The following is a 23,326-nucleotide window of genomic DNA, read 5'->3' as shown; positions in this document are numbered from 1 at the left end:
TAAGCGCCGACGCAAAACGGGCCGCCTGCGAGAAAGCGCAGGCGGCCCGTTTTTTTCTGCGAGTAGTGGCGGCGCTGCGCCGTCAACCCGCCTGGCTGGCGGCCTGTTCGGCGGGTGCGGCGAGCTGTTCGAGCGCGTCGCCGGTCATGCGTACGACGCGCCAGTCGGGCAGCACGGTCGCGCCCATTTTCTCGTAGAAGCCGATGGCGGGCTGATTCCAGTCGAGCACGGTCCACTCGAAGCGGGCGCACTGCCGTTCGACGGCGATGGCCGCGAGTGCGCGCAGCATCGCGGTGCCGAGGCCCGTGCCGCGCTGCGACGGCTGGACGTAGAGGTCTTCGAGATACAGCCCGCGGCGTCCGAGGAACGTCGAGTAGTTATGGAAGAAGAGCGCGTAGGCGACGATGCGCCCCGCGTCCTCGGCGACGAGCGCTTCAGCCGCAGGCCGCACGCCGAAGAGCGCATCGGCGAGCAGATCTTCCGTCGCGACGAACAGATGCGTGAGCTTTTCGAACTCGGCCAGCTCGTACATCAGCGCGTGAATCGCGCCGACGTCGGCGGGCATGGCCGTGCGAATCGCCGCCGCCATTACGCTTCCTCCGGCACGTCGGAGAGGTGGATCTCGATGCCGCCGAAGCGCGACGCGACCCAGTTGTACGCGTGGCATGCGATCCACAGCAGCACGAAGCCGAGAATCGCGTTGAGCAGCAGCGCGCTGAAAATCGTCGAGAGTTCGACCGAGCCGTAACGGATGAACGCGACGAGCACGCCAAGCAGGACGATCGGCACGCTGAACATCAGATAGACGAGGATCAGCGCCTTGGCCGTTTGCCCCGGAGCGATGAACGAGATTTGTTTTTTCATATGAGTCGGTCCGTATGACGTAGTGGACGTGTCGAATTTGACAATGGCTGGTGAGGGGGCGGCCCGTGTTAGACGAGTCCGTCGAAAAGCATGATGTCGACCGTGTCGCCGGCATCGAGACTGGCGGCTTCATGGGCGAGCACGATAAAGCAATTTGCCTCGCTCATGGTGCTCAATGCGCCGGAACTCTGGGAGCCGGTCGGCGCGACGCGCCAGTGGCCGTCGCCGTCGCGCACGGCGACGCCGCGCTGGAATTCGGTGCGCCCCGGACGTTTCTTGATCGGTATCTCGCAACGGGCCGGGATCAGCGGCACGGGCTGCGGCGCCGCACCGGCCATGGCGAGCAGCGCCGGGCGCACGATCTGGTAGAAGGTGACCATCGTCGCAACCGGGTTGCCCGGCAAGCCGAAGAGGAGCGCCGCATGCCCCGCGCCCGGCTGGCCGCCCGACCAGATGCGCCCGAAGGCGAGCGGGCGGCCCGGGCGCATCGCCAGGCTCCAGAACTCGACGTCGCCGAGCGTCTGCAACTGCGTGCGCGTGAAGTCGGCATCGCCGACCGAGACGCCGCCCGAGGTCAGCACGACGTCGGCGCTCTGTGCCGCCGCTTTGAGCGTGGCCGCAAGCGCGGCCGGCTCGTCGCGCACCATGCCGAGATCGATTGCCTCGACGTCGAGGCGCTTGAGCATCGCGCCGAGCGTGTAGCGGTTGCTGTCGTAGATGCAACCCGCATCGAGCGGACTGCCTGGCGTGCGCAGTTCGTCGCCGGTCGAGAAGTACGCCACGCGCAGGCGCTGTTTCACGTCGACATCGACGATCCCGAGCGAGGCCAGCAAGCCGATGTCGGAGGCGCGCAGCACGCGGCCCGCGCGCAGCGCGGCGCGGCCCTTCGCAAGATCCTCGCCCTTGCGGCGGCGGTTCGCGCTGCGCGACACGGCATTCGCCGCGAACGTGACGCTATCGCCTTCGCGCTGGGTGTTTTCCTGCGGCACGACCGTGTCGCAACCGGCGGGCATGGGCGCGCCGGTCATGATACGCACGCAGGCGCCTGGCGGCATCTCGCCCGTGAACGGGTGCCCGGCGAAGGCCTTGCCCGCAACGTTCAGCGTGAGCATGCCCGTGGCAGCGGCAAGCGCCGCGCCGTCGAAGGCGTAGCCGTCCATCGCGGAGTTGTCGTGAGCGGGGACGTCGATCGGCGAGATCACGTCGTGGGCGAGCACGCGCGCAAGCGCGTCAGGCAGCGGCACCCGCTCGCTGGCCGCGATCGGCGTGACCCATTGCAGCACGATGGCCTCGGCGGCGCTGACGGGCAAGGCTTGGGGATCGTAATGGGTGACGCAACCGGACAGAGTGTTATGCGTGGTCATCGGGGGGAGCAGCATCGCGTCCGCACCATGAGTGCGGCGATCGTCCTGGTGGGCATGCCGGAGAGTAATGGACGGCGACAGGAAGCGGGCCGGTCGCGTTCTTCAGGCACGGTCGAGGTCGGCGAGTTCCTGTAAGGAATTGATATTGTAAAACGCACGCTCGTCGGCAAAGTTCACTTCGACTGTCTTGTGGCGCGCGTACCACGCGCGCACCTTGCGTTCGCCCGCGCCCAGAAAGGCGGCGAGATCGTCGGCGAGCGACGTGCGCACGAGCGCGAACACCGGATGCAGCGTGCTGTTGCCTGCGCTGTTGCCCGCGCTGTCGCCCGCGCTGTCGCCCGTGGCGCTCGTCGTGACGACAGTGGCGATGTCGGCGTCTTGCGCGAGCGCGGCCGCAGCGAGGCGCGCAGCGAGATCGGCAGGCAGCCAGGGCGAATCGCACGGGGCGGTGAGCAGCCATGGCGTTTTCGCCGCCTGAAGTCCGGCGAGCAGACCCGCGAGCGGGCCGGGAAAATCGGGCAACGTATCGGCGAGGACGGCGGCGTGCCACGGCGCGCCGAGCGCCGCGTACACGTCCTGATGCCGGTTTGCGCTGATGGCCAGCGCGCCGACTTGTGGCGCGAGCCGCGCGAGCACGTGCGCCGCGAGCGGCCGGCCACGCAGCAATTGCAGGCCCTTGTCGGCGCCGCCCATGCGCTGGCCGCGCCCGCCCGCGAGCACGAGACCCGTGATGACGGCGGTAGGCAGAGCGGGAACCATCGATGCGTCAGCCACCGATGTAGGACATTTCGATGCGGTGCTCGTCGGAGACGGCCGGTGCGGCGGCGCTGCCGCGCAACTGCGAGTAGCGATCGGCGCGGCCTGACCAGATCTGCGCGATGGCGGCCGAGATCGTCTCGTCGCTCGTGCCGTTGCGCACGAGCGCGCGCAGGTCGTAGCCCATCGAAGCGAACAGGCACAGATACACCTTGCCCTCGGTCGACAGGCGGGCGCGCGTGCAGTTGCCGCAGAACGCGCGCGTCACGCTCGAAATCACGCCGATCTCGCCCGCGCCGTCGGCATAGCCCCAGCGCTGCGCGGTTTCGGCTGCGCTGTGCGCTTCGAGCGGCAGGAGCGGGAAGTGTTCGGCGATGCGCGCGACGACCTCGGCGGACGGCATCACTTCGGCCATGTTCCAGCCGTTCGACGTGCCCACGTCCATGTATTCGATGAAGCGCAGCGTGACGCCCGAGCCGCGGAAGTGACGTGCCATCGGCACGATCTCGCCGTCGTTGGTGCCGTGCTTGACCACCATGTTGAGCTTCAGCGGCGCGAGCCCGACGGCGTGTGCCGCCTCGATGCCGTCGAGTACGTCCGCGACGGCGAAGTCGGCGTCGTTCATGCGGCGAAAGAGGGCGTCGTCGAGCGCGTCGAGGCTCACTGTGACGCGCGTGAGCCCCGCGTCGCGCAACGCGCGCGCCTTGCGCGCGAGGATCGAGCCGTTGGTGGTGAGCGTGAGATCGAGCGGTTCGCCGGTGGGCGTACGCAATGCGGCAAGACGTTCAATCAGGAATTCGATGTTCTTGCGCAGCAGTGGTTCGCCGCCGGTCAGGCGGATCTTCGTGACGCCTTGCGCGACGAAAAGCCGCGCAAGTCGTTCGATTTCTTCGAGCGTGAGGAGTGCGGCGTGCGGCAGGAATTGATAGTTCTTGTCGAAAACCGCGCGCGGCATGCAGTAGACGCAACGGAAATTGCAGCGGTCCGTGACCGAGATGCGCAGATCCTTCAACGGTCGCGCGAGCGTGTCGAGCACCTCGCCGGACGGCGTGTGCAGACTGTCGCCGGCCTTCAGGGGCGGCAGCGAGCGAGCATCGGCAACGGGGATGATGCGTCGGGGCATGATGGTTTCGTTCAGATGTTGTAAAGATTCTAGCCGAACCGCTGCCCGGCCACCGACAAGAGAGAACGCTGATATATCAAAAAAAAGCCCGCCGTGGCGGGCGGGCTTGCTTGCGCGTATCGACGCGGAGACGGCGGGCGTGATGCCCGGCGTCTCCCGTCTGCACGGACCTTACTGCGCCTCGTGATGCGTTTCGACCTGCTGCATCGGCGTCGTATCGACCGGCGGCAGCGGCTTGCGCTCACGCGGCACGCGTGCGGGCTTCACCACCTGGGCGGCGGCCGCCTGGGCGTCGCGCAGCTTCTCGGTGTTGGTGTTGACCCAGACGAGACCGGCGGACGCCAGCATCGGCTCCAGCGCCTCGGACGACAGCGCGCTGGCGGCAGCAGGACGTGCAACGGCTTGCGTCACGGGCTCTGCGGCAGCAGCGGGCGCTTCGACGCGTGCTTCGGGCTCGACCGGCTGCGGCGCCGGTTCTGCCGTGGCGGCCGACGGCCGGGCGACCGGGGCTTCGGCGTGGTGCTCGCGAGCGGCCGGTTCGACCGGAGCCGGTTCAGCGGCGGGGGCTTCGGCCCGGGGCGCTTCTGCAGTCGCTGCAGCTTCTGCGACCGGAGCGGCGACCTCGGCTGCTGCCGGAGCGGCGTGCACCGGAGCGGCCTGTTCGACCTTTTCGACCGGCGCGGCAGCGTGCCCTTCGTGCGCTTCGAGCTTCGTCTCGACGGCGTGCGCCGCTTCCGGCAACGGCGTCACGACGACCGTTTCGGCGACGACTTCGTGCACGGTCACGCCGGGCGCGGGCGCTTCGGCCTCGACTTCAGGCTGCGCGACGACCGGTGCTGCAACGGGAGCGGCAACCGGAGCGACGTCGACGGGTTGGACGGGCGCCGATTCCTCGACGTCCGCGCCGCCTTCCTGCGCGCCCTCGGCCGTCAGGCCTGCGGTGCCTTCTTCACGCTCGCGACGGCCGCCACGACGGCCGCGGCGGCGGCGGCGGCGTTCCTCGCCGTCGCGCGATGCGCCTGCGTCCTCGTCGGTAGCGCCGGGTGCGAGGCCTTCGGACTGCACGGCGTCAGCGGCTTCGCTGGCGGCCGCATCGAGACGCGCTTCCTGGGCTTCGGCTGCCTCCGACTGCTGCGGACGGCGGCGCTCGCCGCGTTCGCCGCGCTCACCACGTTCACGGCGCTCGCCGCGCGGCGCGCCGGCTTCCGCCGTCTCGCTGTGGTCCTGACCGCGTTCTACACGTTCGATGCGCTGCTCGCGCGGTTCGCGTGCCTCACGGCCTTCGCGGCCCTGGCGACCCTCACGTCCTTCGCGCGGCTCGCGTGCTTCACGTGCCTCGCGGCCTTCACGGGGCTCGCGCGCCTCACGCGGTTCGCGACCTTCACGCGATTCGCGTGCCTCACGGGGCTCGCGACCTTCACGCGGTTCGCGACCCTCGCGCGGTTCACGTTCTTCGCGGCGCGACGACGGCTGGCCGGTGCGTGCACCACCAGCGCCTTCGCCGCGGCCTGCTCCATCACGGCCGCCGGGGCGGCGGTTGCGATTACGGTCGCCCGTTTTTTCGCCGCGCTCGGTGCGTTCGCCACGGGCCGGACGGGCAGCCTTGTCCTGCTGCTCGGTCGCGACCGGTGCGGGGGCCGCAGCCGGCGCGCCGCCGAAGAGGCGCTTGAGCCAGCCGAAGAAACCGCCGCCGGTTGCCGCCGCGGCAGCCTGTGCAGCCGCCGGTGCGGCCTCGGCGGCCTTCGCCGCCGAAGTCGGGGCCGGACGCTCCGGCGTAATGCCCTTGACCGCGGCTTCCTGCTTCGGCTTGGTTTCGGCGGTGCGCTTGCTGTAGCCGGTTTCCGATTCGAGTTCGCGAGCCGCTTCCTCGGCCATCTTCCAGGACGCGCGCGGGTCGTCGAGGCGCGTATCGTCGTGACGCAGGCGCTCGAGCTTGTAGTGCGGCGTTTCGAGATGCTTGTTCGGGATCAGGACGACGGCAACCTTGAAGCGCGACTCGATCTTGTTGATCTCCGAGCGCTTCTCGTTGAGCAGGAAGGCGGTCACTTCGACCGGCACCTGGCAGTGGATCGCCGCGGTGTTTTCCTTCATCGCCTCTTCCTGGATGATGCGCAGGACCTGAAGCGCCGACGATTCCGTATCGCGGATATGGCCCGTGCCGTTACAGCGCGGGCAGGTGACGTGGCTGCCTTCCGAGAGGGCGGGGCGCAGACGCTGGCGCGACAGCTCCATCAGGCCGAAGCGCGAGATCTTGCCCATCTGCACGCGCGCACGGTCGTGGCGCAGCGCGTCCTTCAGGCGCTGCTCGACTTCGCGCTGGCTCTTGGTCGACTCCATGTCGATGAAGTCGATCACGATCAGGCCGCCCAGGTCGCGCAGACGCAACTGGCGCGCGACTTCGTCGGCTGCTTCGAGGTTGGTGCGCGCGGCGGTTTCCTCGATATCGGCGCCCTTGGTAGCGCGCGCCGAGTTCACGTCGATGGCGACGAGCGCCTCGGTGTGGTCGATCACGATCGCGCCGCCCGAGGGCAGCGGCACCGTGCGCGAGTACGCCGTCTCGATCTGGTGCTCGATCTGGAAACGCGAGAAGAGCGGGACGTCGTCGTGGTAGCGCTTCACCTTGTTGACGTTGTCCGGCATCACGATATCCATGAAGGCGCGGGCCTGGTCATAGATCTCGGTGGTGTCGATGAGGATTTCGCCGATATCGGGCTGGAAATAGTCGCGGATCGCGCGGATCACGAGGCTCGATTCGAGGTAAATCAGCATCGGCTGGCCGCTCTGGCCGGCCTGCGACGCGGCTTCGATCGCGCGCCACAGTTGCATCAGGTAATTCAGGTCCCACTGGAGCTCTTCAGCCGAACGGCCGATGCCGGCCGTGCGGGCGATGATGCTCATGCCGTCCGGCAGTTGCAGCTGCGCCATGGTTTCGCGCAGTTCCTGACGGTCGTCGCCCTCGATGCGGCGCGACACGCCGCCGCCGCGCGGGTTGTTCGGCATCAGCACGAGGTAGCGGCCCGCGAGCGAGATGAACGTGGTGAGCGCCGCGCCCTTGTTGCCGCGCTCTTCCTTCTCGACCTGGACGATCAGTTCCTGACCTTCCTTGAGGGCGTCCTGGATGCGCGCGGAGCGCATGTCGACGCCTTCGCGGAAGTACTGGCGGGCGACTTCCTTGAACGGCAGAAAGCCGTGGCGGTCTTCGCCGTAGTTCACGAAACACGCTTCGAGCGACGGCTCGATGCGCGTGATGATCCCCTTGTAGATATTGCCTTTGCGCTGTTCGCGCCCGGCGGTTTCGATGTCGATGTCGATCAGCTTCTGACCATCGACGATGGCGACGCGCAGTTCTTCCTGCTGCGTCGCGTTGAACAGCATTCGTTTCATTGAACGGCTCCAGAGCGGCTTTGCGCGCGGCCCGTGCCGGCGCCAGGCAAGAAACCTGGCGGCACAGTACGGGCAGCGGCATGCCGCGCCTTATTGTGTTTTCACAAGCACGCTGGAGCAGGAACGATGGCGGGGAGAATTGCCTTCAGGGCGCCCGGCCAGGCGGTGCGCAGCATACGGCTGCGCCACCCTGGATGGGCCGCGGGGCACATGCGAATACGGCTTCAACAAGCGGCGTGACTTGCCGCGGGAGCGCGACGGCGCGTTGTTCCTGAGCTTCCGGTCTGCTCGCCGGGTGCGCGATGCAAGGCGTGCGCACACACAAAAAGCGATGCAGCCCTGCCGCAGCGGCGAACCGCGCGCGCTGCCGGCAGATTCGGGTTCGCGGCCCATGCCGCAAACGGGAAGCATTCAAGGAACGCCCGTCTTCCCCCTCGGGGTGTCTCGCCACCTTTTGACGTCGCCTTGTCCCGCACGTTGCCGGGATGCTTCAGGCGCTCGCCGTATTTCGCCACCGGCGCGTCCTCTCGCCGGTCACTTCGACCGTGCGGCGGGACTCGCCGGATGAATTCTTTATACCAACCTTCCGTTACCGTCGGAAACCGCTACTGACCGAACGTGCCTGTGGGCGCCGTCCCTGCCGCTGCGGTTTTCCGTGCGTGCAACTCGTTGCTTCTCATCATGCGGGGTGAGCAACCAGCCCCGGGCGCAAGTAAAATATCGGTTTATCGCTTGCTGCCTGCGCCGGCAGCGCGGTTCGAGAACCTGACGGAACTTGTAGCCGTTCGGTCGACCGTCGCGTGGGCGCTGGGCAAATTATATTCAGAATGAAAGGGTTAGGCAAAACATCCCAGAATCAGGTCGCAGGCGACCAGGTTTCGTTCGTCGAGATCGACGAGGACGCGGCCGGGCAGCGCATCGACAATTTCCTCCTGCGCATCTGCAAAGGTGTGCCGAAAAGCCATATCTACCGGATTCTGCGCAGCGGCGAAGTCCGCGTGAACAAGGGCAGGATCGATGCGCAGTACCGGCTCGCCGAGGGCGACGTCGTGCGCGTGCCGCCCGTGCGCACGGCGCAGTCGGGCGCCGTCGCCAGTGCGGCGCCGGTGCCTGCCGGACAGTTCCCGGTGCTCTACGAGGACGAGGCGCTGCTCGTGATCGACAAGCCGTCCGGCGTCGCCGTCCACGGCGGCAGCGGCGTGGCGTTCGGCGTGATCGAGCAGTTGCGCGAGGCGCGCCCGCAAGGCCGGTTCCTCGAACTCGTGCACCGGCTCGACCGCGAGACCTCCGGTATTCTCATGCTGGCCAAGAAGCGCGCGGCGCTGGTCGGCCTGCACGAGCAGATCCGCGAAAATGCGATGGACAAGCGCTATTACGCGTGCGTCCATGGCGACTGGGCGAGCGACTGGGGCCGCCGCCGCGCGGTGAAGGAGCCGCTTCACAAGTATCTGACCCCGGAAGGCGAGCGCCGCGTGCGCGTGCAGCCCGACGGCCTGCCGTCGCATACGGTCTTCAACCTCGTCGAGCGCTGGCCTGCCTACGCGCTCCTCGAAGCCGAGCTGAAAACCGGCCGCACCCACCAGATCCGCGTGCACCTCGCGCACGTCGGGCTGCCGATTGTCGGCGACGCCAAGTACGGCGACTTCGCGCTCAACAAGGCGCTTGCCCGGCAGGGCGCGAATCCGGGGATCAAACGCATGTTCCTGCACGCGTACCGGTTGAAGATCGCGCACCCGGTCACGGGCGCGACGCTCCAGTTCGATGCGCCGCTGCCGCCCGAATGCCGCCGCTTCATCGACGAACTGCGCGCGCAGCGTGACGGCGCACAAGGACAGGAAAGCCAGGAAGGTCAGCAAGGCGCGGCCAGGCCCGCCGCACGACAGGACTAGAAGCGCGACCAGAAGCACCACTGGAAGCACGATTGGATCGCCACCGTTTTTGGAGAAGGACCGCATGGCCCGAGAGCAATTTGACCTGATCGTGTTCGACTGGGATGGCACGCTAATGGATTCGACCACCCATATCACACGCAGCATTCAGGCCGCCTGTCGCGATCTCGGCCTGCCCGTTCCCGGCGACGAGGCCGCGAACTATGTGATCGGCCTCGGCCTGCGCGAGGCGCTGCAAATCGCCGTGCCCACACTCGATCCGGCCGACTATCCGCTGCTCGTCGAGCGCTATCGCGTCCATTTCCTGATCCGCGAGCAGACGACCGAACTCTTCGTCGGCGTGCGCGAGATGCTGGCCGAACTGCGCGAGCGCGGCTACCTGCTGGCCGTGGCGACCGGCAAGAGCCGCGTCGGCCTGAACCGCGCGCTCGACGAGGCGCGCCTGACGAGTGTCTTCGACGGCACGCGCTGCGCGGACGAAACCTTCTCGAAGCCGCACCCGGCGATGCTCCACGAACTGACGCGCGAACTGGGGCAGGATACTGGCCGTACGGTCATGATCGGCGACACGACGCACGACCTGCAGATGGCCGTCAACGCGGGCGTGGCCGCGGTCGGCGTGGGCTACGGCGCGCATCCGGCGAATTCGCTCGAGGCGCTTTCGCCGCGCTACGTCGCGCCGGACGTTGCGTCGCTGGCGGCATGGCTGAGGGCGTACGCGTGAGCGAACCGGCAATCGATCCTGTGCGCGTCTGCGCGGCGGAGGAACTGCTCGAAGGCGGCATGGGGCTGCGCCTGAGTGCGACCTGGGCGGGCGGCGACGCCGTGGTGTTCTTCGTGCGCTACGGCGGCGAGGTCTACGGCTATCTGAACCGCTGCGCCCACGTCCCGATGGAGCTCGACTGGGTCGAGGGCCAGTTCTTCGAGTCCTCCGGTCTATACTTGATGTGCGCGACGCACGGCGCGATCTACCAGCCCGATACCGGCAAATGCGTTGGCGGACCGTGCCGCGGGGGGAGTTTGCGACGGGTGCGCGTCGAAGAACGCGATACGCCTGACGGCCGAGCGGTATTCTGGCTCCCCGACCACGATCTGCGCCCGCATCAACCCTGATCATTCACCGCACGCATGCCCGATAATCCGACCCCTGAACCGAACGAGCCGGTTCGCCCCTCTTCGGCGAACCGCAATGCGCCCGCACCCGGCTGGGAGCGCGAGGTGCTCGAGCGGATCGCGCTCGCCGCCATCGACGAACAGCGCGCCGCCCGCCGCTGGAAGATCTTTTTCCGCTTTGCGTTTCTGGGTGTGCTGCTGGCAATCGCCTGGGGCGTGCTGAGTCTGTCCGGCACGCGCGTCGAAACCGGCGCGCGTCATACGGCGCTCGTGTCGCTTGACGGCGAAATCTCGACGGATACGAACGCGAACGCAGAGGATATCGGCAACGCGCTCAACGATGCATTCGACGACGACGGCACGGCCGGTGTCATTCTGCGCATCAACAGCCCGGGCGGAAGCCCCGTCCAGGCGAGCATCATCAACGAGCAGATCCGGCGTCTGCGCGCGAAGCACCCAGCCATCCCGCTCTACGTCGTGGTGGGCGACATGTGCGCGTCGGGCGGCTATTTCGTCGCCGCCGCCGCCGACAAGATCTACGTGAACAAGGCCAGCATCGTTGGCTCGATCGGCGTGCTGATGGACGGCTTCGGCTTCACCGGGTTGATGGACAAGCTCGGTGTTCAGCGCCGTCTGCGCACATCGGGCGAGAACAAGGGCTTTTACGATCCGTTCTCGCCGGATACGCCGAAGATGGACGCGCACGCCCAGGTCATGCTCGACCAGATCCACCAGCAGTTCATCGACGCCGTGAAGGCCGGCCGCGGCAACCGTCTGCACGACTCCCCGGACATCTTCTCCGGGCTCTTCTGGACCGGCGAGAAGAGCGTCGAACTGGGTCTGGCGGATGATTTCGGCGACACCGACTACGTCGCGCGCGAAGTCATCAAGGCCCCCGATATCGTCGACTACACTGTCAAGCAGAGCCTGACAGACCGGCTCGCCAAGCGCTTCGGCGCGGCCGTGGGTACCGCGGCGGTGCATGCGCTGATTGCGGGCGGGAACATGGTCGTGCGCTAACCTTCGCGCCGAACTTCGGCGTTACCCCACGAACGACCGCTCGCGCGCCGCGCGAGCGGTCGTTGTCGTTTCAGGGCCTGATCTCAGCGGGCCGGTCAGACGGCGAGCAGCAGGAAGATGGCCGGCCGCTTGTGCAGATCGGGCGCGGGCAGTTTCTTCCAGTCGGACACCGCGCGGCTCACGATGGTCTCCGTCGGCAGCGTGAGGTCGGCGGCGACGCAGACGAGCGTCGACGGTGCACAGCCCGCGAGCAGCGCGTCGAGCATCGTGCGATTGCGGTACGGCGTTTCGATGAAGATCTGCGTCTGCTTCGCCTTGCGCGAGTGCTGTTCCAGCTCGCGCAGCTTCTTCGCGCGCTCGTTGGCGTCGACGGGCAGATAGCCGTGGAACGCAAAGCTCTGTCCGTTCAGGCCCGAGGCCATCAACGCGAGCAGGATCGAACTCGGCCCGACGAGCGGCACGACCTTGATGCCGCGTTCGTGCGCGCGCCGCACGAGCAGGGCGCCCGGGTCGGCCACGGCGGGTACGCCCGCCTCCGAAACCAGTCCGGTATCGATCCCGGCGCGAAGCGGCGCGAGCAGCTTGTCGATTTCTCCGGGCGGCGTGTTGACGTTCAGTTCGCGGATCTCGATTTCCTGGATCGGCCGCGTCGTGCCGACGCGCTTCAGAAACGCACGCGTCGTCTTCGCGTTTTCGCCGATATAGCTCGCGAGTGTGCCCGCGCGCTCGCGCACCGGCGCGGGCAGGACCGCCGCGAGCGCGGCTTCGTCGCCGTCGCCGAGCGTGTTCGGAATCAGGTAGAGCGTGCCGGTCATTGCGCCTCCAGCAGCGGGTAGCCCGCGGCGAGCAGCATGCGCGTGAGCGCGATCAGCGGCAAGCCGATGAGCGCGGTGGGGTCGTCCGATTCGATCGCTTCGAGGAGGGCGATGCCGAGCCCTTCGGATTTCGCGCTGCCCGCGCAGTCGTAGGGTTCTTCGGCGCGCAGATAGGCGTCGAGCGCGGCGTCGGGCAGATCGCGAAAGCGTACCCGGGTCACGATGTCGACGGTATCCGTTTGGCCAGTAGCGGTATCGAGCAGACTGAGCGCACTATGGAACAGCACTTCGCGGCCGCGCATCGACTGCAGCTGCGCGAGCGCACGCTCGTGCGTGCCGGGCTTGCCGATCTGCTTGCCGTCGAACGTCGCGACCTGATCGGAGCCGATCACGAGCGCACGGCCCGTGGTCGCGGGCAGGGCGGCGGCCACGGCGCGCGCCTTGGCGGCGGCGAGGCGCAGGGCGGTGGCTTCAGGCGTTTCGCCGGCGAGCGGTATTTCGTCGACGGCGGGCACGGCGGTCTGGAACGGGATCCGCAGCCGTTCCAGCAACTCGCGTCGATAGCGCGACGTCGAGGCGAGAATCAGAGCGGGCCGGCTCGTGGCCGGATTGGGGAGCGAGGAATCCTGCATGGTCGATCGGTTAGAGAAAACGGGGCTGGACGCCGGAACTGCGAGGCTGCACAGGCACTTGCATGCGTGATCTTAAGTGTTTGACTCGTAAAGACAATAGCGATATGATTTTGGGCTTTTCATCGGTACGCTCATTTCGCGCGCTTTTTCGCTTTGTTGGCGCGGTAGGCGGATGCCCGCCGGTGCGGCATTCAACAAGCATCTCAACGAGCATCGCGGAAAACGAGGCGTTGAAACATGCTTCGCCGGGGCTGGCAGATCTGAACTGCGCCGATTCGCGGGCCTGTCCGGGGAGTGTCCGGTTCGACGTGAGCAGGCCGTCTGAACGCATCGAAGCCGCTTTCCGAGGTCGGCAGTTGCTTTTAGTGGCAAGTGACGACACGGGGAGCACGGATAGCAGGAGCGCATATGACCGAGCCAACGGGTAAGCCTGCGGGCACCATCGATTCGCTGAATCCGCGCGATCTCGATATTTTCGAATTTGCGCGTAGTGCTCGCGAGGCCGCAGGGGCAGTGCGTCTTTCGCAACTGCCGCGCATGTTAAACGAAGTCGCTGCCGACGCGCCAGATCGCGATACCGCGTTCACGTGGCAGGCGGCGGGCTTCACGCAAACGGAGCTGCAGGACGACGGCACCGAGGGGCCGCAGCCGTATTTGCGGCTCGCGCTTCACGGCAGCGCGTGGCTCACGTGTCAGCGTTGTCTTGCTCCCTGCGAGCAGGCGTTCAACGCAGACCCGGCCTTCCGTATCGTCCAGACGGAAGAAGAGGCGGAGGAGTTTCCGCTCGACGACGATGAAGCCGAAGTGATCGTAGGCTCGCGCCATTTCGATCTCGTCGACTTGATCGAAGAGGAGCTGTTGCTCACGCTGCCGCTCGTGCCGAAGCACGATGTTTGTCCGGAGATCCATGAAAGTCTCGCCTCGGGTGCCGATGGTGCGGACGGCGTGGATTCCGTGGACGACGTACCGGAGCAGGAAGTCGAGCCGGAAGAGCGCGTCAATCCGTTTGCAGCGCTCGAATCGCTCAAGAAGGACGGTCCCGGCAGCGGACGCTAAAGCAGCTGCAGGTGGCGTGCAGTACTAGATTCATGGGCCTCGCCCCGGAGTCGGGCTATCCCCAGGGTGGCGGCGGCCGGATCGGGCTGTGTTAGAATTCGGAAAATTTTCAGGAGTTATCATGGCAGTTCAACAAAACAAGAAGTCGCCGTCGAAGCGCGGCATGCACCGCTCGCACGATTTCCTCACGGGCGCTCCGCTGGCTGTCGAGCCGAGCACGGGTGAAGTGCACCTGCGCCACCACATCAGCCCGAACGGCTACTACCGCGGCAAGAAAGTCGTCAAGACCAAGAACGACTAATCGTTCTACTGTGCGGCGCCGGTTGGATAACCAACCACAAACTGCTGCGCATGGCGATCCCGTTCGCTTGACAATTTTTCGGCTTGGCAAAAAAGGCGGCATTCAACTGCCGCTTTTTTGTGCTTGAAATCCGTCGCATTCCATGACTGTTACGCTCACGATAGATTGCATGGGAGGCGACAACGGTCCGTCCGTGACCGTGCCTGCCGCAGTCAATTTCGTTCGCTTGTATCCCGACGCGCATCTTCTGCTCGTCGGCATCGAAACGGCTATCCGCGCCCAGCTGAAAAAGCTGAGGGCGCTGGATAATCCCGCGTTCACCATCGTCCCTGCCACCGAGATCGTCGAAATGGACGATCCGGTCGAGGTCGCGCTGCGCAAGAAGAAAGATTCGTCGATGCGCGTCGCGCTCAATCGCGTGAAAGAAGGCGAGGCCCAGGCGTGCGTGTCGGCTGGCAACACCGGCGCGCTGATGGCCGTGTCGCGCTACGTGCTCAAGACGCTGCCAGGCATCGAACGCCCGGCCATCGCTTCTGCATTGCCGAATCCCGCCGGCTACACGACGGTGCTCGACCTTGGCGCCAACGTCGACTGCGAACCGCATCATCTGCTCCAGTTCGCCGAGATGGGCCATGCGCTCGTCGCCGCGCTCGAAGGCAAGGAACGCCCAACCATCGGGCTCCTGAATATCGGCGAAGAGGTCATCAAGGGCAACGACACCATCAAGCGCGCGGGCGAGCTGCTGCGCGCGAGTACGCTGAATTTCCGCGGCAATGTGGAAGGCAACGACATTTACAAGGGCACCGTCGACGTGATCGTCTGCGACGGTTTCGTTGGAAATGTCGCGCTGAAGACGTCGGAGGGCCTCGCGCAGATGCTCAACGGCATGATCAAGGAAGAGTTCGGCCGCTCGTGGCTCACGAAGCTGATGGCGCTGCCCGCGCTGCCCGTGCTGATGCGCTTCAAGAAGCGCGTCGACCATCGCCGGTACAACGGCGCGGCGCTGCTCGGCCTCAAGGGGCTCGTCATCAAGAGTCACGGCTCCGCGGATGCCTACGCGTTTGAGTGGGCGATCAAACGCGGGTATGATGCCGTCAAAAATGGCGTGCTGGAGCGCCTCGCGCGCGCGATGGACGAGAACGCCGGTTCACTCGAACGCGCTGCCGGCGAATCCGGCAGCAGGCAGTCCGGCGGGCCGCTTGCAGGCGAGACGCCGCCCGGTACCGCATCTTCCTCGAAGGCATAATGGTTCAATCGACTTTATATTCCCGCGTGCTCGGCACGGGCAGCTTTCTTCCGCCTGAGCGCGTCACCAACCAGGAACTGGCTGAACGTCTCGCTGCGAAGGGCGTCGAGACGAGCGACGAGTGGATCGTCGCCCGCACGGGCATCCGTGCGCGCCACTTCGCCGCGCCCGACGTCACCACGAGCGATCTCGCACTTGCCGCATCGCAGCGCGCCATTGCCGCCGCCGACGTCGATCCGCAGTCGATCGACCTGATCATCGTTGCGACTTCCACGCCCGATTTCGTGTTTCCGAGCACGGCCTGCCTGCTGCAGAACAAGCTCGGCATCCGCAATCACGGCGCGGCGTTCGACGTCCAGGCCGTGTGCGCGGGCTTCGCGTATGCCGTTTCACTCGCCGACAGCCTGATTCGCACCGGCCAGCACCGCACGGCGCTGATCGTCGGCGCGGAAACCTTCTCGCGCATTCTCGACTTCAACGACCGCACGACCTGCGTGCTGTTCGGTGACGGCGCGGGCGCGGTCGTGCTGCAGGCGTCCGACGAACCGGGCGTGCTGTCGAGCGTGCTGCACGCCGACGGCAGCTACGCGCACATCCTCTGCACGCCGGGTAACGTGCATGGCGGCGTGATCGCGGGCAACGCGTTCCTGCACATGGACGGCCAGGCCGTGTTCAAGCTCGCGGTGAACGTGCTCGAAAAGATCGCTAACGAGGCGCTGGACAAGGCGCAGCTCAAGCCCGAACAGATCGACTGGCTGATTCCGCACCAGGCGAACATCCGCATCATGCAGAGCACCTGCCGCAAGCTCGGCCTCCCCGCCGAACGCATGGTGGTCACGGTGGGCGAGCACGGCAACACCTCGGCAGCCTCCATCCCGCTCGCACTCGATGTCGCGGTGCGCGACGGCCGCATCAAGCGCGGCCAGAACGTGCTGATCGAAGGCGTGGGCGGCGGCTTCACCTGGGGCGCTTCCGTCATCCGCTATTGATTCCGACCGGGCGCGCGGCGCCACGCTTTTCGGCTGATGCGCGCGCCGCTTGCTGTGGCGCGCGGCTCGCCGTGGCGCGCCGCCCGTCTGCATAGACAGAATTTGGGGACGTTATGAAATTCGCTTTCGTTTTTCCGGGCCAGGGCTCGCAGGCCGTAGGCATGCTCGACGCCTTCGCCGATAGCGCCATCGTGCGCGAAACGCTGCAGGAAGCCTCCGATGCGCTCAATCAGGATCTCGGCAAGCTGATCGCCGAAGGCCCCGCTGACGAACTGAACCTCACCACCAACACGCAGCCGGTCATGCTGACCGCGGCGTACGCGGTCTACCGCGCCTGGCAGCAGGCGGGCGGCGCGGCCCCGGCGATCGTCGCCGGCCACAGCCTCGGCGAATACACGGCGCTCGTCGCCGCTGGCGTGCTGGCGTTCCGCGACGCGGTGCCGCTCGTGCGTTTTCGCGCTCAGGCGATGCAAAGCGCGGTGCCGGTGGGCGAGGGCGGCATGGCTGCCGTGCTCGGTCTCGATGACGACACCGTGCGCGCGGTCTGCGCCGAAGCCTCCGCGGCCGTGGGCAACCCCGGCGGCGTGGTCGAAGCGGTCAATTTCAACGCGCCGTCGCAAGTCGTGATCGCGGGCCACAAGGCCGCGGTCGAAAAGGCTTGCGAAGTCGCCAAGGCGAAGGGCGCCAAGCGCGCGCTGCCGCTGCCGGTTTCCGCGCCGTTTCACTCGTCGCTGCTCAAGCCCGCATCGGATCAGTTGCGCGAGTATCTCGCGAACGTGACGCTCTCCGCGCCGCAGATTCCGGTCGTGAACAACGTCGACGTGGCGTTCGCCACCGATCCCGCTGCGATCCGCGACGCACTCGTGCGCCAGGCCGCGGGCCCGGTGCGCTGGGTCGAATGCGTGCAGGCGATTGCCGCGCAAGGCGTGACGCACGTGATCGAGTGCGGTCCGGGCAAGGTGCTCGCGGGCCTCACGAAGCGCATCGACGGCAACCTCGTGGGCGCTTCGGTGGCAGACCCGAAGTCGCTCGAAGAAGCGCTCAAGCTCGTGGCCGCCTGAGCAGTGACCCGAGCGACATCCGCAACGGATTCGACAGATAGATACATGGACAAGACTCTCGATAATCAAGCCGCAATCGTGACCGGCGCCTCGCGCGGCATTGGCCGGGCAATCGCGCTCGAACTGGCGCGCCAGGGCGCGACGGTGATCGGCACCGCGACGAGCGAATCGGGCGCGCAGGCGATCACGGCGGCGTTCGCAGAAGCGGGCCTGAAGGGCCGCGGCGCGGTGCTGAACGTCAACGACGCGGCAGCGGCCGAAGCGCTCATCGACGCGACCGTGAAGGAATTCGGCGGCCTCGCGATTCTCGTGAACAACGCGGGCATCACGCAGGACAACCTCGCGATGCGCATGAAGGACGACGAGTGGGACGCGGTCATCGACACGAACCTGAAGTCGGTGTTCCGTCTTTCGCGCGCCGTGCTGCGCCCGATGATGAAGGCGCGCACGGGCCGCATCATCAACATCACGTCGGTGGTGGGCGCGTCGGGCAATCCCGGCCAGGCGAACTACGCGGCGGCCAAGGCCGGCGTCGCGGGCCTGACCCGCGCGCTCGCGCGCGAGATCGGCAGCCGCGGCATCACGGTGAACTGTGTCGCGCCGGGCTTCATCGACACCGATATGACGAAGGACCTGCCCGCCGAACAGCAGGCAGCACTGAAGCAGCAGATTCCGCTTGGCCGCCTCGGCAGCCCGGACGACATCGCTCACGCGGTGGCGTTCCTTGCATCGCCGCAGGCGGGGTACATCACCGGCACGACGTTGCACGTGAACGGCGGCATGTACATGTCGTAACCAGATTCGGGTACTATCCGCGCCTCGATGCGTTTGCTTCAGCCGTTTTCAAACGCCGTTGCGGATAGCCCATCCGGAACCTCGAGCGCCGCTTTTCTGCCAGGTCAAACCTGCTAAAATGCGCGCACTCGCATTCATGAACTAACTTTTTTTCCCTTGGAGGGGTAATGGACAACATCGAACAGCGCGTGAAGAAGATCGTCGCCGAACAACTGGGCGTCGCCGAAGCCGAAATCAAGAACGAAGCATCGTTCGTGAACGATCTGGGCGCCGACTCGCTCGACACCGTCGAACTCGTGATGGCTCTGGAAGACGAATTCGGCATGGAAATCCCGGACGAGGAAGCCGAGAAGATCACGACGGTTCAGCAAGCCATCGACTACGCTCGCGCGAACGTCAAGGCCTAAGGGCATTCAGGCGCTTTTGTCCGCGGTTGCGCATTTGCGTAACAGGGGCCTGCACCGCCATGGCGCGCGCGGCCCAACAGGACTCTCGTCAGTGAACCCGCACACGCCCGCACCCGCTGCCGGGCTCTTGCCGGTCAACTAGCCACAGGGCTCACAGGAGCATCTCCTGCGGCCTCTGTGGCTTTCGTTTTTGTCATCTATGGAAAAGGGGTTACCGTGAGCCGCCGTCGAGTTGTTGTTACAGGCCTGGGGCTGATTTCGCCTGTTGGCAATAATGTTGCCGACGGCTGGGCCAATGTGGTCGCCGGGAAATCCGGCATTGCCAACATCACGAAGTTCGATGCCGCGAACTATTCGACCCGCTTCGCCGGTGAGGTGAAGGGCTTCAACGTCGAGGATTACATCCCCGGGAAAGAAGCGCGCCATATGGATGCGTTTATCCATTTCGGCATCGCCGCAGGCATCCAGGCAATGCAGGACAGCGGTATCGAGATCACCGAGGAGAATGCCGAGCGCATCGGCGTCGTGGTGGGCTCGGGCATCGGCGGCCTGCCGATGATCGAAATCACCCAGACCGAACTGCTGAACCGCGGCCCGCGCCGTATTTCGCCGTTCTTCGTGCCCGCCTCGATCATCAACATGATCTCCGGCCATCTGTCGATCAAGTACGGCATCAAGGGCCCGAATCTCGCGATGGTCACGGCTTGCACGACCGGTCTGCACTGCATCGGCGAAGCGTCGCGTCTCATCGAGTACGGCGATGCCGACATGATGATCGCGGGCGGCGCGGAATCGACCATTTCGCCGCTCGGCGTCGGCGGTTTCGCGGCGGCGCGCGCGCTCTCGCAGCGCAACGACGATCCGGCAACGGCGAGCCGTCCGTGGGACAAGGATCGTGACGGCTTCGTGCTGGGCGAGGGCGCAGGCGTGATGGTCCTCGAAGAGTACGAGCACGCGAAGAAGCGCGGCGCGAAGATCTATGCGGAAGTCACCGGCTACGGCATGAGCGGCGACGCGTATCACATGACCGCGCCGCTCGAAAATGGCGACGGCGCGCGCCGCTGCATGCTGGCGGCAATGCGCAACGCGCGTGTGAATGCCGACGAGGTGAACTGGCTGAACGCGCACGGCACGTCGACGCCGCTTGGCGACCTCGCGGAAACCACCGCGATCAAGCGCGCATTCGGCGACCACTCGAAGAACATCGTCGTGAACTCGACCAAGTCGATGACCGGGCACCTGCTCGGCGGCGCGGGCGGTCTCGAATCGGTGTTCACGGTGCTGGCCGTGCACAACCAGATCTCGCCGCCGACGATCAACATCTTCAACCAGGATCCCGAGTGCGACCTGGACTACTGCGCGAACACCGCGCGGGACATGAAGATCGACATCGCGCTGAAGAACTCGTTCGGGTTCGGCGGCACGAACGGCACGCTGGTCTTCAAACGTTACGTTTGATCCGCATCGAGCGTGAAGCGGCTGCGCCGGATGCTCCGGCCAGCCGCGATTCCGTTTTTCTCACGCGGCGCCCTGGTGCGCCGTGCATCCTGTTGCGCCGCTCCGCGGCGCTTCATCTCGTTCTGGCCGTCGGTATCGGCGTGGCGGCCGCCGCCGTCCATACGTCGCTCGCACCCTGGCTGGGCGCCGCTCGCGCCATTGCTCCCACATTCGCTTTCCTTGCCCTCTGCGGACTGGCCGCTGTGGCGTGGCATCGCGCGCAACCTGCCGTCATCGAAATGGGGCCCGATTTTCTTGCGGTCTATGGAAAGGATGGCGCCTGCACCGCGCGGGGGCGTTTGACCGGCGCGTCCCAGTGGGGTACGAGCCTGCTCGCGCTGTCGGTCGAGGGGCGCGCCAGGCGCACAACCGTGCTGGTCGCTGCCGATGCGCTCGATCCCGAGGCCTTTCGCACGCTCGCCGTGCGGGCGCGGTGCGCGGCTGGACGCTGAGCGCCGAACGCCGTCTGACAGCCTGCAGCAGGAATCGCTGTAACGACTGTAACGGCCAATATGCGCGTAACGTGACGGGAGGGACAGGGCGCTACAATGGTGCCCCGCATCTACCATGAGCTAACGGATTTTTCAGGTGAGCGAAAAAGAAATCGACCAGATGCTGGTTGAGCGCGTGCAAAAAGGCGACAAAGCTGCGTTCGAGCTTCTGGTCTCCAAGTACCACCGCAAGATCATCCGTCTGATCTCGCGCCTTGTGCGGGATCCCGCGGAGGTCGAGGATGTGGCCCAGGACGCCTTTATCAAGGCGTACCGGGCGTTGCCGCAGTTTCGCGGCGAGTCCGCTTTCTATACGTGGTTGTACCGGATTGCCGTCAACACGGCGAAGAACTACCTTGCGACCCAGGGTAGACGCGCCCCGACATCCACCGAAGCAGATGCAGAAGAGGCTGAAACTTTCTCGGATGCCGATCAACTAAGGGATATCAACACGCCCGAGTCGATGTTGATGAGCAAGCAGATCGCGCAAACGGTCAATGCTGCCATGGCGATGCTGCCGGAGGAATTGCGCACCGCCATTACACTTCGGGAAATTGAAGGTTTGAGCTACGAGGAAATTGCCGAGATGATGGGGTGCCCCATAGGCACCGTCAGATCACGGATATTCCGCGCTCGCGAAGCCATTGCGGCAAAATTGCGTCCGTTGCTGGACACGCCGGAAGGCAAGCGCTGGTAACCAGGCTGGTAACCAGTGCCCGCCGGGCACGAATGCGATTCACCGGGTTGGTGTGACCGCGTGTATCACAACAGGGCAGTCTGAAAGGAAATGGGGAGCATCATGGGATCGGTCTCGATGCAATCGGTGCCAGGCTCGCGCGGCGAGCGTCTGTCTGCTTTTGTTGACGGAGAATTGACCGCTGGCGAGCGTCCAGATGGGATATTTTCTGATTTCGATCAAGAAGGGCGTGCGCGCTGGTCGGCGTACCACCTGATCGGCGATGTGCTGCGCTCGGACGATCTCGCGCTCAGCGCAGCCGCAAGCCAGTCGTTCATGGCGGGCTTCGCCGCGCGTTTCGAGGCGGAGCCGCACGTGCTCGCGCCCGCCGCGCTGCCGGTCACGCGTCCCGCTACGGGTGGTGCTACGGATGGTGCGAAGCGCGGCGCCGCACGCATTCTCGCGCTGCGTCACCGCATCGTTCCGACGCTCGCGGTTGCCGCTGCTGCCGCCACGCTCACGTGGATCGTCGTGCCGCAGATGCACGGCATGGGCAACGTCGGCGGCGCGCAGGTCGCTTCGGTATCGTCCTCGGGCGACGGCGTGCAGCGTGTCGCGATGAACGCGGTGCCGGTGCAGACCGCTGCGGTGCAGGACGGCAACATCATTCGCGACGCGCGTCTCGACGCGTATCTGGAAGCGCATCAGCAGTTCGCGCAACAGCCAGTCATGTCCGATTCCATGCCGCTGATCCGGGCCGCTACCCTCACCACGCCTCGCCAGTAAGCCTGATGCCGACACCGCAGCGCTATAACACGACATTCTGGGGGCGGCTGCCGGCATTCCTGTGCTACGCGGCCGTATTGCTGACCGTACTGTCCGCGGCTGCGCACGCCGCCGCGCAGCCCGCGCCGCAAGACGCCGCCCAGTGGCTCGACCGCATCCAGCAGGCGGCCCAGCAGCAGAATTACGCAGGCACGTTCGTTTATCAGCGCGGCCCGTTCGTGCAATCGTCGCGTATCACGCACTACGGGACGAAGAACGACGGCGAGTACGAGCAGCTCGAAAGTCTCGACGGCAAGCCGCGCAAGCTCCTGCGCCATAACGACGACATCTACACGTTCGTGCCCGAGCGCAAGTTCTGTGTAGTCGAAAAGCGCCAGAACAAGGATACGTTCCCCGCGCTGCTCGCCACGAGCGGCGACCACGTGCTGTCCGTCTACACCCCGAAAATGCTCGGCACCGACCGTGTCGCGGGCATCGAAAGCCAGGTCATCGAACTCGACCCGAAGGACGGCTACCGCTTCGCCTACAAGTTCTGGGCCGACACGAAAACCGGCCTCCTGCTGCGCGCGCAGACGATCGACCCGGCGAGCGGACAGGTGCTCGAACAGTTGTCGTTCACGCAGATCCGCATCGGCGTGCCGCTCGACAAGGCGCCGATCGTCAGCGGCATGCACAACACGGCTGGCTGGACCGTGGTGCATCCGCCGCTCGAACCGGTCGACATGGAAGCACAGGGCTGGAAATTCGGCTCGCCCGTGCCCGGTTTCCGCAAGATTCGCGAACTGCGCCGCCCGATGGCCGCGCGCGACGCGAACGAGCCGCCCATCCCCGTCGATCAGGCGGTTTTCTCCGATGGGCTGGCTGCCATCTCGATCTTCGTCGAGCCGGTCAAGAACAACAGCCGCAAGGAAGGGGCCGGTAGCAACGGCGCGACTCACGTCCTCGTGAAGCGCAGCGGCGACTACTGGATCACGCTGCTTGGGGAAGTGCCTCAAAGCACGTTGCAGCAGTTTGCGACTGCCATAGAATACAAACCTTCCAGGTAAATCCTTCGGCTGACA

24 protein-coding genes are annotated in these 23,326 nt (G+C 66.0%); 16 read left to right on the top strand and 8 right to left on the bottom strand.

All coding sequences use genetic code 11. The features are described 5' to 3' along the window. Positions 1–82: 82 nt before the first annotated feature. The 6 genes from EPN59_RS17410 to EPN59_RS17385 all read right to left on the bottom strand — a co-directional run bounded on the left by EPN59_RS17410 (position 83) and on the right by EPN59_RS17385 (position 7,491). Positions 83–589, bottom strand: coding sequence for a GNAT family N-acetyltransferase (locus tag EPN59_RS17410; protein ID WP_293033672.1), 507 nt, complete (start codon positions 587–589; stop codon positions 83–85). Then, positions 589–864, bottom strand: a complete 276-nt coding sequence (locus EPN59_RS17405) for a hypothetical protein (RefSeq protein WP_293033670.1) — start codon at positions 862–864, stop codon at positions 589–591. Before EPN59_RS17405 ends, EPN59_RS17410 begins: the two co-directional genes overlap by 1 nt. Before the next feature lie 68 nt (positions 865–932). After that, complete coding sequence (gene glp / locus EPN59_RS17400) at positions 933–2,228, bottom strand: gephyrin-like molybdotransferase Glp (RefSeq protein WP_293046500.1); 1,296 nt, start codon at positions 2,226–2,228, stop codon at positions 933–935. A gap of 102 nt (positions 2,229–2,330) precedes the next feature. Then, entirely contained in the window at positions 2,331–2,987 is a 657-nt protein-coding gene (gene mobA / locus EPN59_RS17395; protein WP_293046497.1) for a molybdenum cofactor guanylyltransferase MobA, read from the bottom strand. Between the two features lie 7 nt (positions 2,988–2,994). Continuing rightward, positions 2,995–4,107 carry a GTP 3',8-cyclase MoaA gene (gene moaA, locus EPN59_RS17390; protein WP_293046494.1) on the bottom strand — a complete coding sequence of 371 codons (1,113 nt, stop codon included), beginning with the start codon at positions 4,105–4,107 and terminating at the stop codon, positions 2,995–2,997. Positions 4,108–4,278: 171 nt separating this feature from the next. Beyond that, complete coding sequence (locus EPN59_RS17385) at positions 4,279–7,491, bottom strand: Rne/Rng family ribonuclease (protein ID WP_293036809.1); 3,213 nt, start codon at positions 7,489–7,491, stop codon at positions 4,279–4,281. Positions 7,492–8,318: 827 nt separating this feature from the next. Here EPN59_RS17385 and EPN59_RS17380 point away from each other — a divergent pair. The 4 genes from EPN59_RS17380 to EPN59_RS17365 all read left to right on the top strand — a co-directional run bounded on the left by EPN59_RS17380 (position 8,319) and on the right by EPN59_RS17365 (position 11,513). After that, positions 8,319–9,380: an RluA family pseudouridine synthase gene (locus tag EPN59_RS17380; RefSeq protein WP_293036807.1), complete on the top strand. Its 1,062-nt coding sequence runs from the start codon at positions 8,319–8,321 to the stop codon at positions 9,378–9,380. 64 nt (positions 9,381–9,444) lie between these two features. Further along, positions 9,445–10,104 carry an HAD-IA family hydrolase gene (locus EPN59_RS17375; RefSeq protein ID WP_293036805.1) on the top strand — a complete coding sequence of 220 codons (660 nt, stop codon included), beginning with the start codon at positions 9,445–9,447 and terminating at the stop codon, positions 10,102–10,104. Continuing rightward, positions 10,083–10,493: a Rieske 2Fe-2S domain-containing protein gene (locus EPN59_RS17370; RefSeq protein WP_293036803.1), complete on the top strand. Its 411-nt coding sequence runs from the start codon at positions 10,083–10,085 to the stop codon at positions 10,491–10,493. Before EPN59_RS17375 ends, EPN59_RS17370 begins: the two co-directional genes overlap by 22 nt. A 15-nt stretch (positions 10,494–10,508) precedes the next feature. Further along, entirely contained in the window at positions 10,509–11,513 is a 1,005-nt protein-coding gene (locus EPN59_RS17365; RefSeq protein WP_293036801.1) for a S49 family peptidase, read from the top strand. A gap of 95 nt (positions 11,514–11,608) precedes the next feature. Here EPN59_RS17365 and EPN59_RS17360 read toward each other — a convergent pair whose 3' ends face one another. Both EPN59_RS17360 and EPN59_RS17355 read right to left on the bottom strand, forming a co-directional pair. After that, positions 11,609–12,328 (bottom strand): SAM-dependent methyltransferase, encoded by a 720-nt coding sequence (locus tag EPN59_RS17360; RefSeq protein ID WP_293036799.1) that lies wholly within the window; start codon positions 12,326–12,328, stop codon positions 11,609–11,611. Then, complete coding sequence (locus EPN59_RS17355) at positions 12,325–12,960, bottom strand: Maf-like protein (RefSeq protein WP_293036797.1); 636 nt, start codon at positions 12,958–12,960, stop codon at positions 12,325–12,327. Before EPN59_RS17355 ends, EPN59_RS17360 begins: the two co-directional genes overlap by 4 nt. 408 nt (positions 12,961–13,368) lie before the next feature. Here EPN59_RS17355 and EPN59_RS17350 point away from each other — a divergent pair, with 408 nt between their 5' ends. From EPN59_RS17350 to EPN59_RS17295, 12 genes are all read left to right on the top strand, one after another. Next, complete coding sequence (locus tag EPN59_RS17350) at positions 13,369–14,016, top strand: DUF177 domain-containing protein (RefSeq protein WP_293036795.1); 648 nt, start codon at positions 13,369–13,371, stop codon at positions 14,014–14,016. 121 nt (positions 14,017–14,137) lie between these two features. Then, complete coding sequence (rpmF, locus tag EPN59_RS17345) at positions 14,138–14,317, top strand: 50S ribosomal protein L32 (protein WP_018441573.1); 180 nt, start codon at positions 14,138–14,140, stop codon at positions 14,315–14,317. A gap of 142 nt (positions 14,318–14,459) precedes the next feature. Continuing rightward, on the top strand, positions 14,460–15,563 hold the full coding sequence (gene plsX / locus EPN59_RS17340; RefSeq protein ID WP_293036791.1) for a phosphate acyltransferase PlsX: 1,104 nt from the start codon (positions 14,460–14,462) through the stop codon (positions 15,561–15,563). Next, complete coding sequence (locus tag EPN59_RS17335; RefSeq protein WP_293036789.1) at positions 15,563–16,552, top strand: beta-ketoacyl-ACP synthase III; 990 nt, start codon at positions 15,563–15,565, stop codon at positions 16,550–16,552. Before plsX ends, EPN59_RS17335 begins: the two co-directional genes overlap by 1 nt. 113 nt (positions 16,553–16,665) lie before the next feature. After that, positions 16,666–17,613, top strand: coding sequence for an ACP S-malonyltransferase (fabD, locus tag EPN59_RS17330; RefSeq protein ID WP_293036787.1), 948 nt, complete (start codon positions 16,666–16,668; stop codon positions 17,611–17,613). Between the two features lie 45 nt (positions 17,614–17,658). After that, positions 17,659–18,408, top strand: coding sequence for a 3-oxoacyl-ACP reductase FabG (fabG, locus tag EPN59_RS17325; RefSeq protein WP_293036785.1), 750 nt, complete (start codon positions 17,659–17,661; stop codon positions 18,406–18,408). A gap of 167 nt (positions 18,409–18,575) precedes the next feature. Beyond that, positions 18,576–18,815, top strand: a complete 240-nt coding sequence (gene acpP / locus EPN59_RS17320) for an acyl carrier protein (protein ID WP_004197638.1) — start codon at positions 18,576–18,578, stop codon at positions 18,813–18,815. A gap of 216 nt (positions 18,816–19,031) precedes the next feature. Further along, entirely contained in the window at positions 19,032–20,273 is a 1,242-nt protein-coding gene (gene fabF, locus EPN59_RS17315; protein ID WP_293036782.1) for a beta-ketoacyl-ACP synthase II, read from the top strand. Further along, positions 20,270–20,764 (top strand): protein YgfX, encoded by a 495-nt coding sequence (locus EPN59_RS17310; protein ID WP_293036780.1) that lies wholly within the window; start codon positions 20,270–20,272, stop codon positions 20,762–20,764. The genes fabF and EPN59_RS17310 overlap by 4 nt, the downstream gene beginning before the upstream one ends. Before the next feature lie 136 nt (positions 20,765–20,900). After that, positions 20,901–21,500 (top strand): RNA polymerase sigma factor RpoE, encoded by a 600-nt coding sequence (gene rpoE / locus EPN59_RS17305; RefSeq protein ID WP_293036777.1) that lies wholly within the window; start codon positions 20,901–20,903, stop codon positions 21,498–21,500. A gap of 102 nt (positions 21,501–21,602) precedes the next feature. Further along, complete coding sequence (locus EPN59_RS17300; RefSeq protein WP_293036812.1) at positions 21,603–22,265, top strand: RseA family anti-sigma factor; 663 nt, start codon at positions 21,603–21,605, stop codon at positions 22,263–22,265. Between the two features lie 5 nt (positions 22,266–22,270). Further along, positions 22,271–23,311 (top strand): MucB/RseB C-terminal domain-containing protein, encoded by a 1,041-nt coding sequence (locus tag EPN59_RS17295; protein WP_293046490.1) that lies wholly within the window; start codon positions 22,271–22,273, stop codon positions 23,309–23,311. Positions 23,312–23,326 lie beyond the last annotated feature (15 nt).

This window comes from Paraburkholderia sp. (assembly GCF_004298475.1).
In the GTDB taxonomy this organism is placed as follows: domain Bacteria; phylum Pseudomonadota; class Gammaproteobacteria; order Burkholderiales; family Burkholderiaceae; genus Paraburkholderia; species Paraburkholderia denitrificans.
This window is presented reverse-complemented; position numbering and strand designations above follow the sequence as displayed.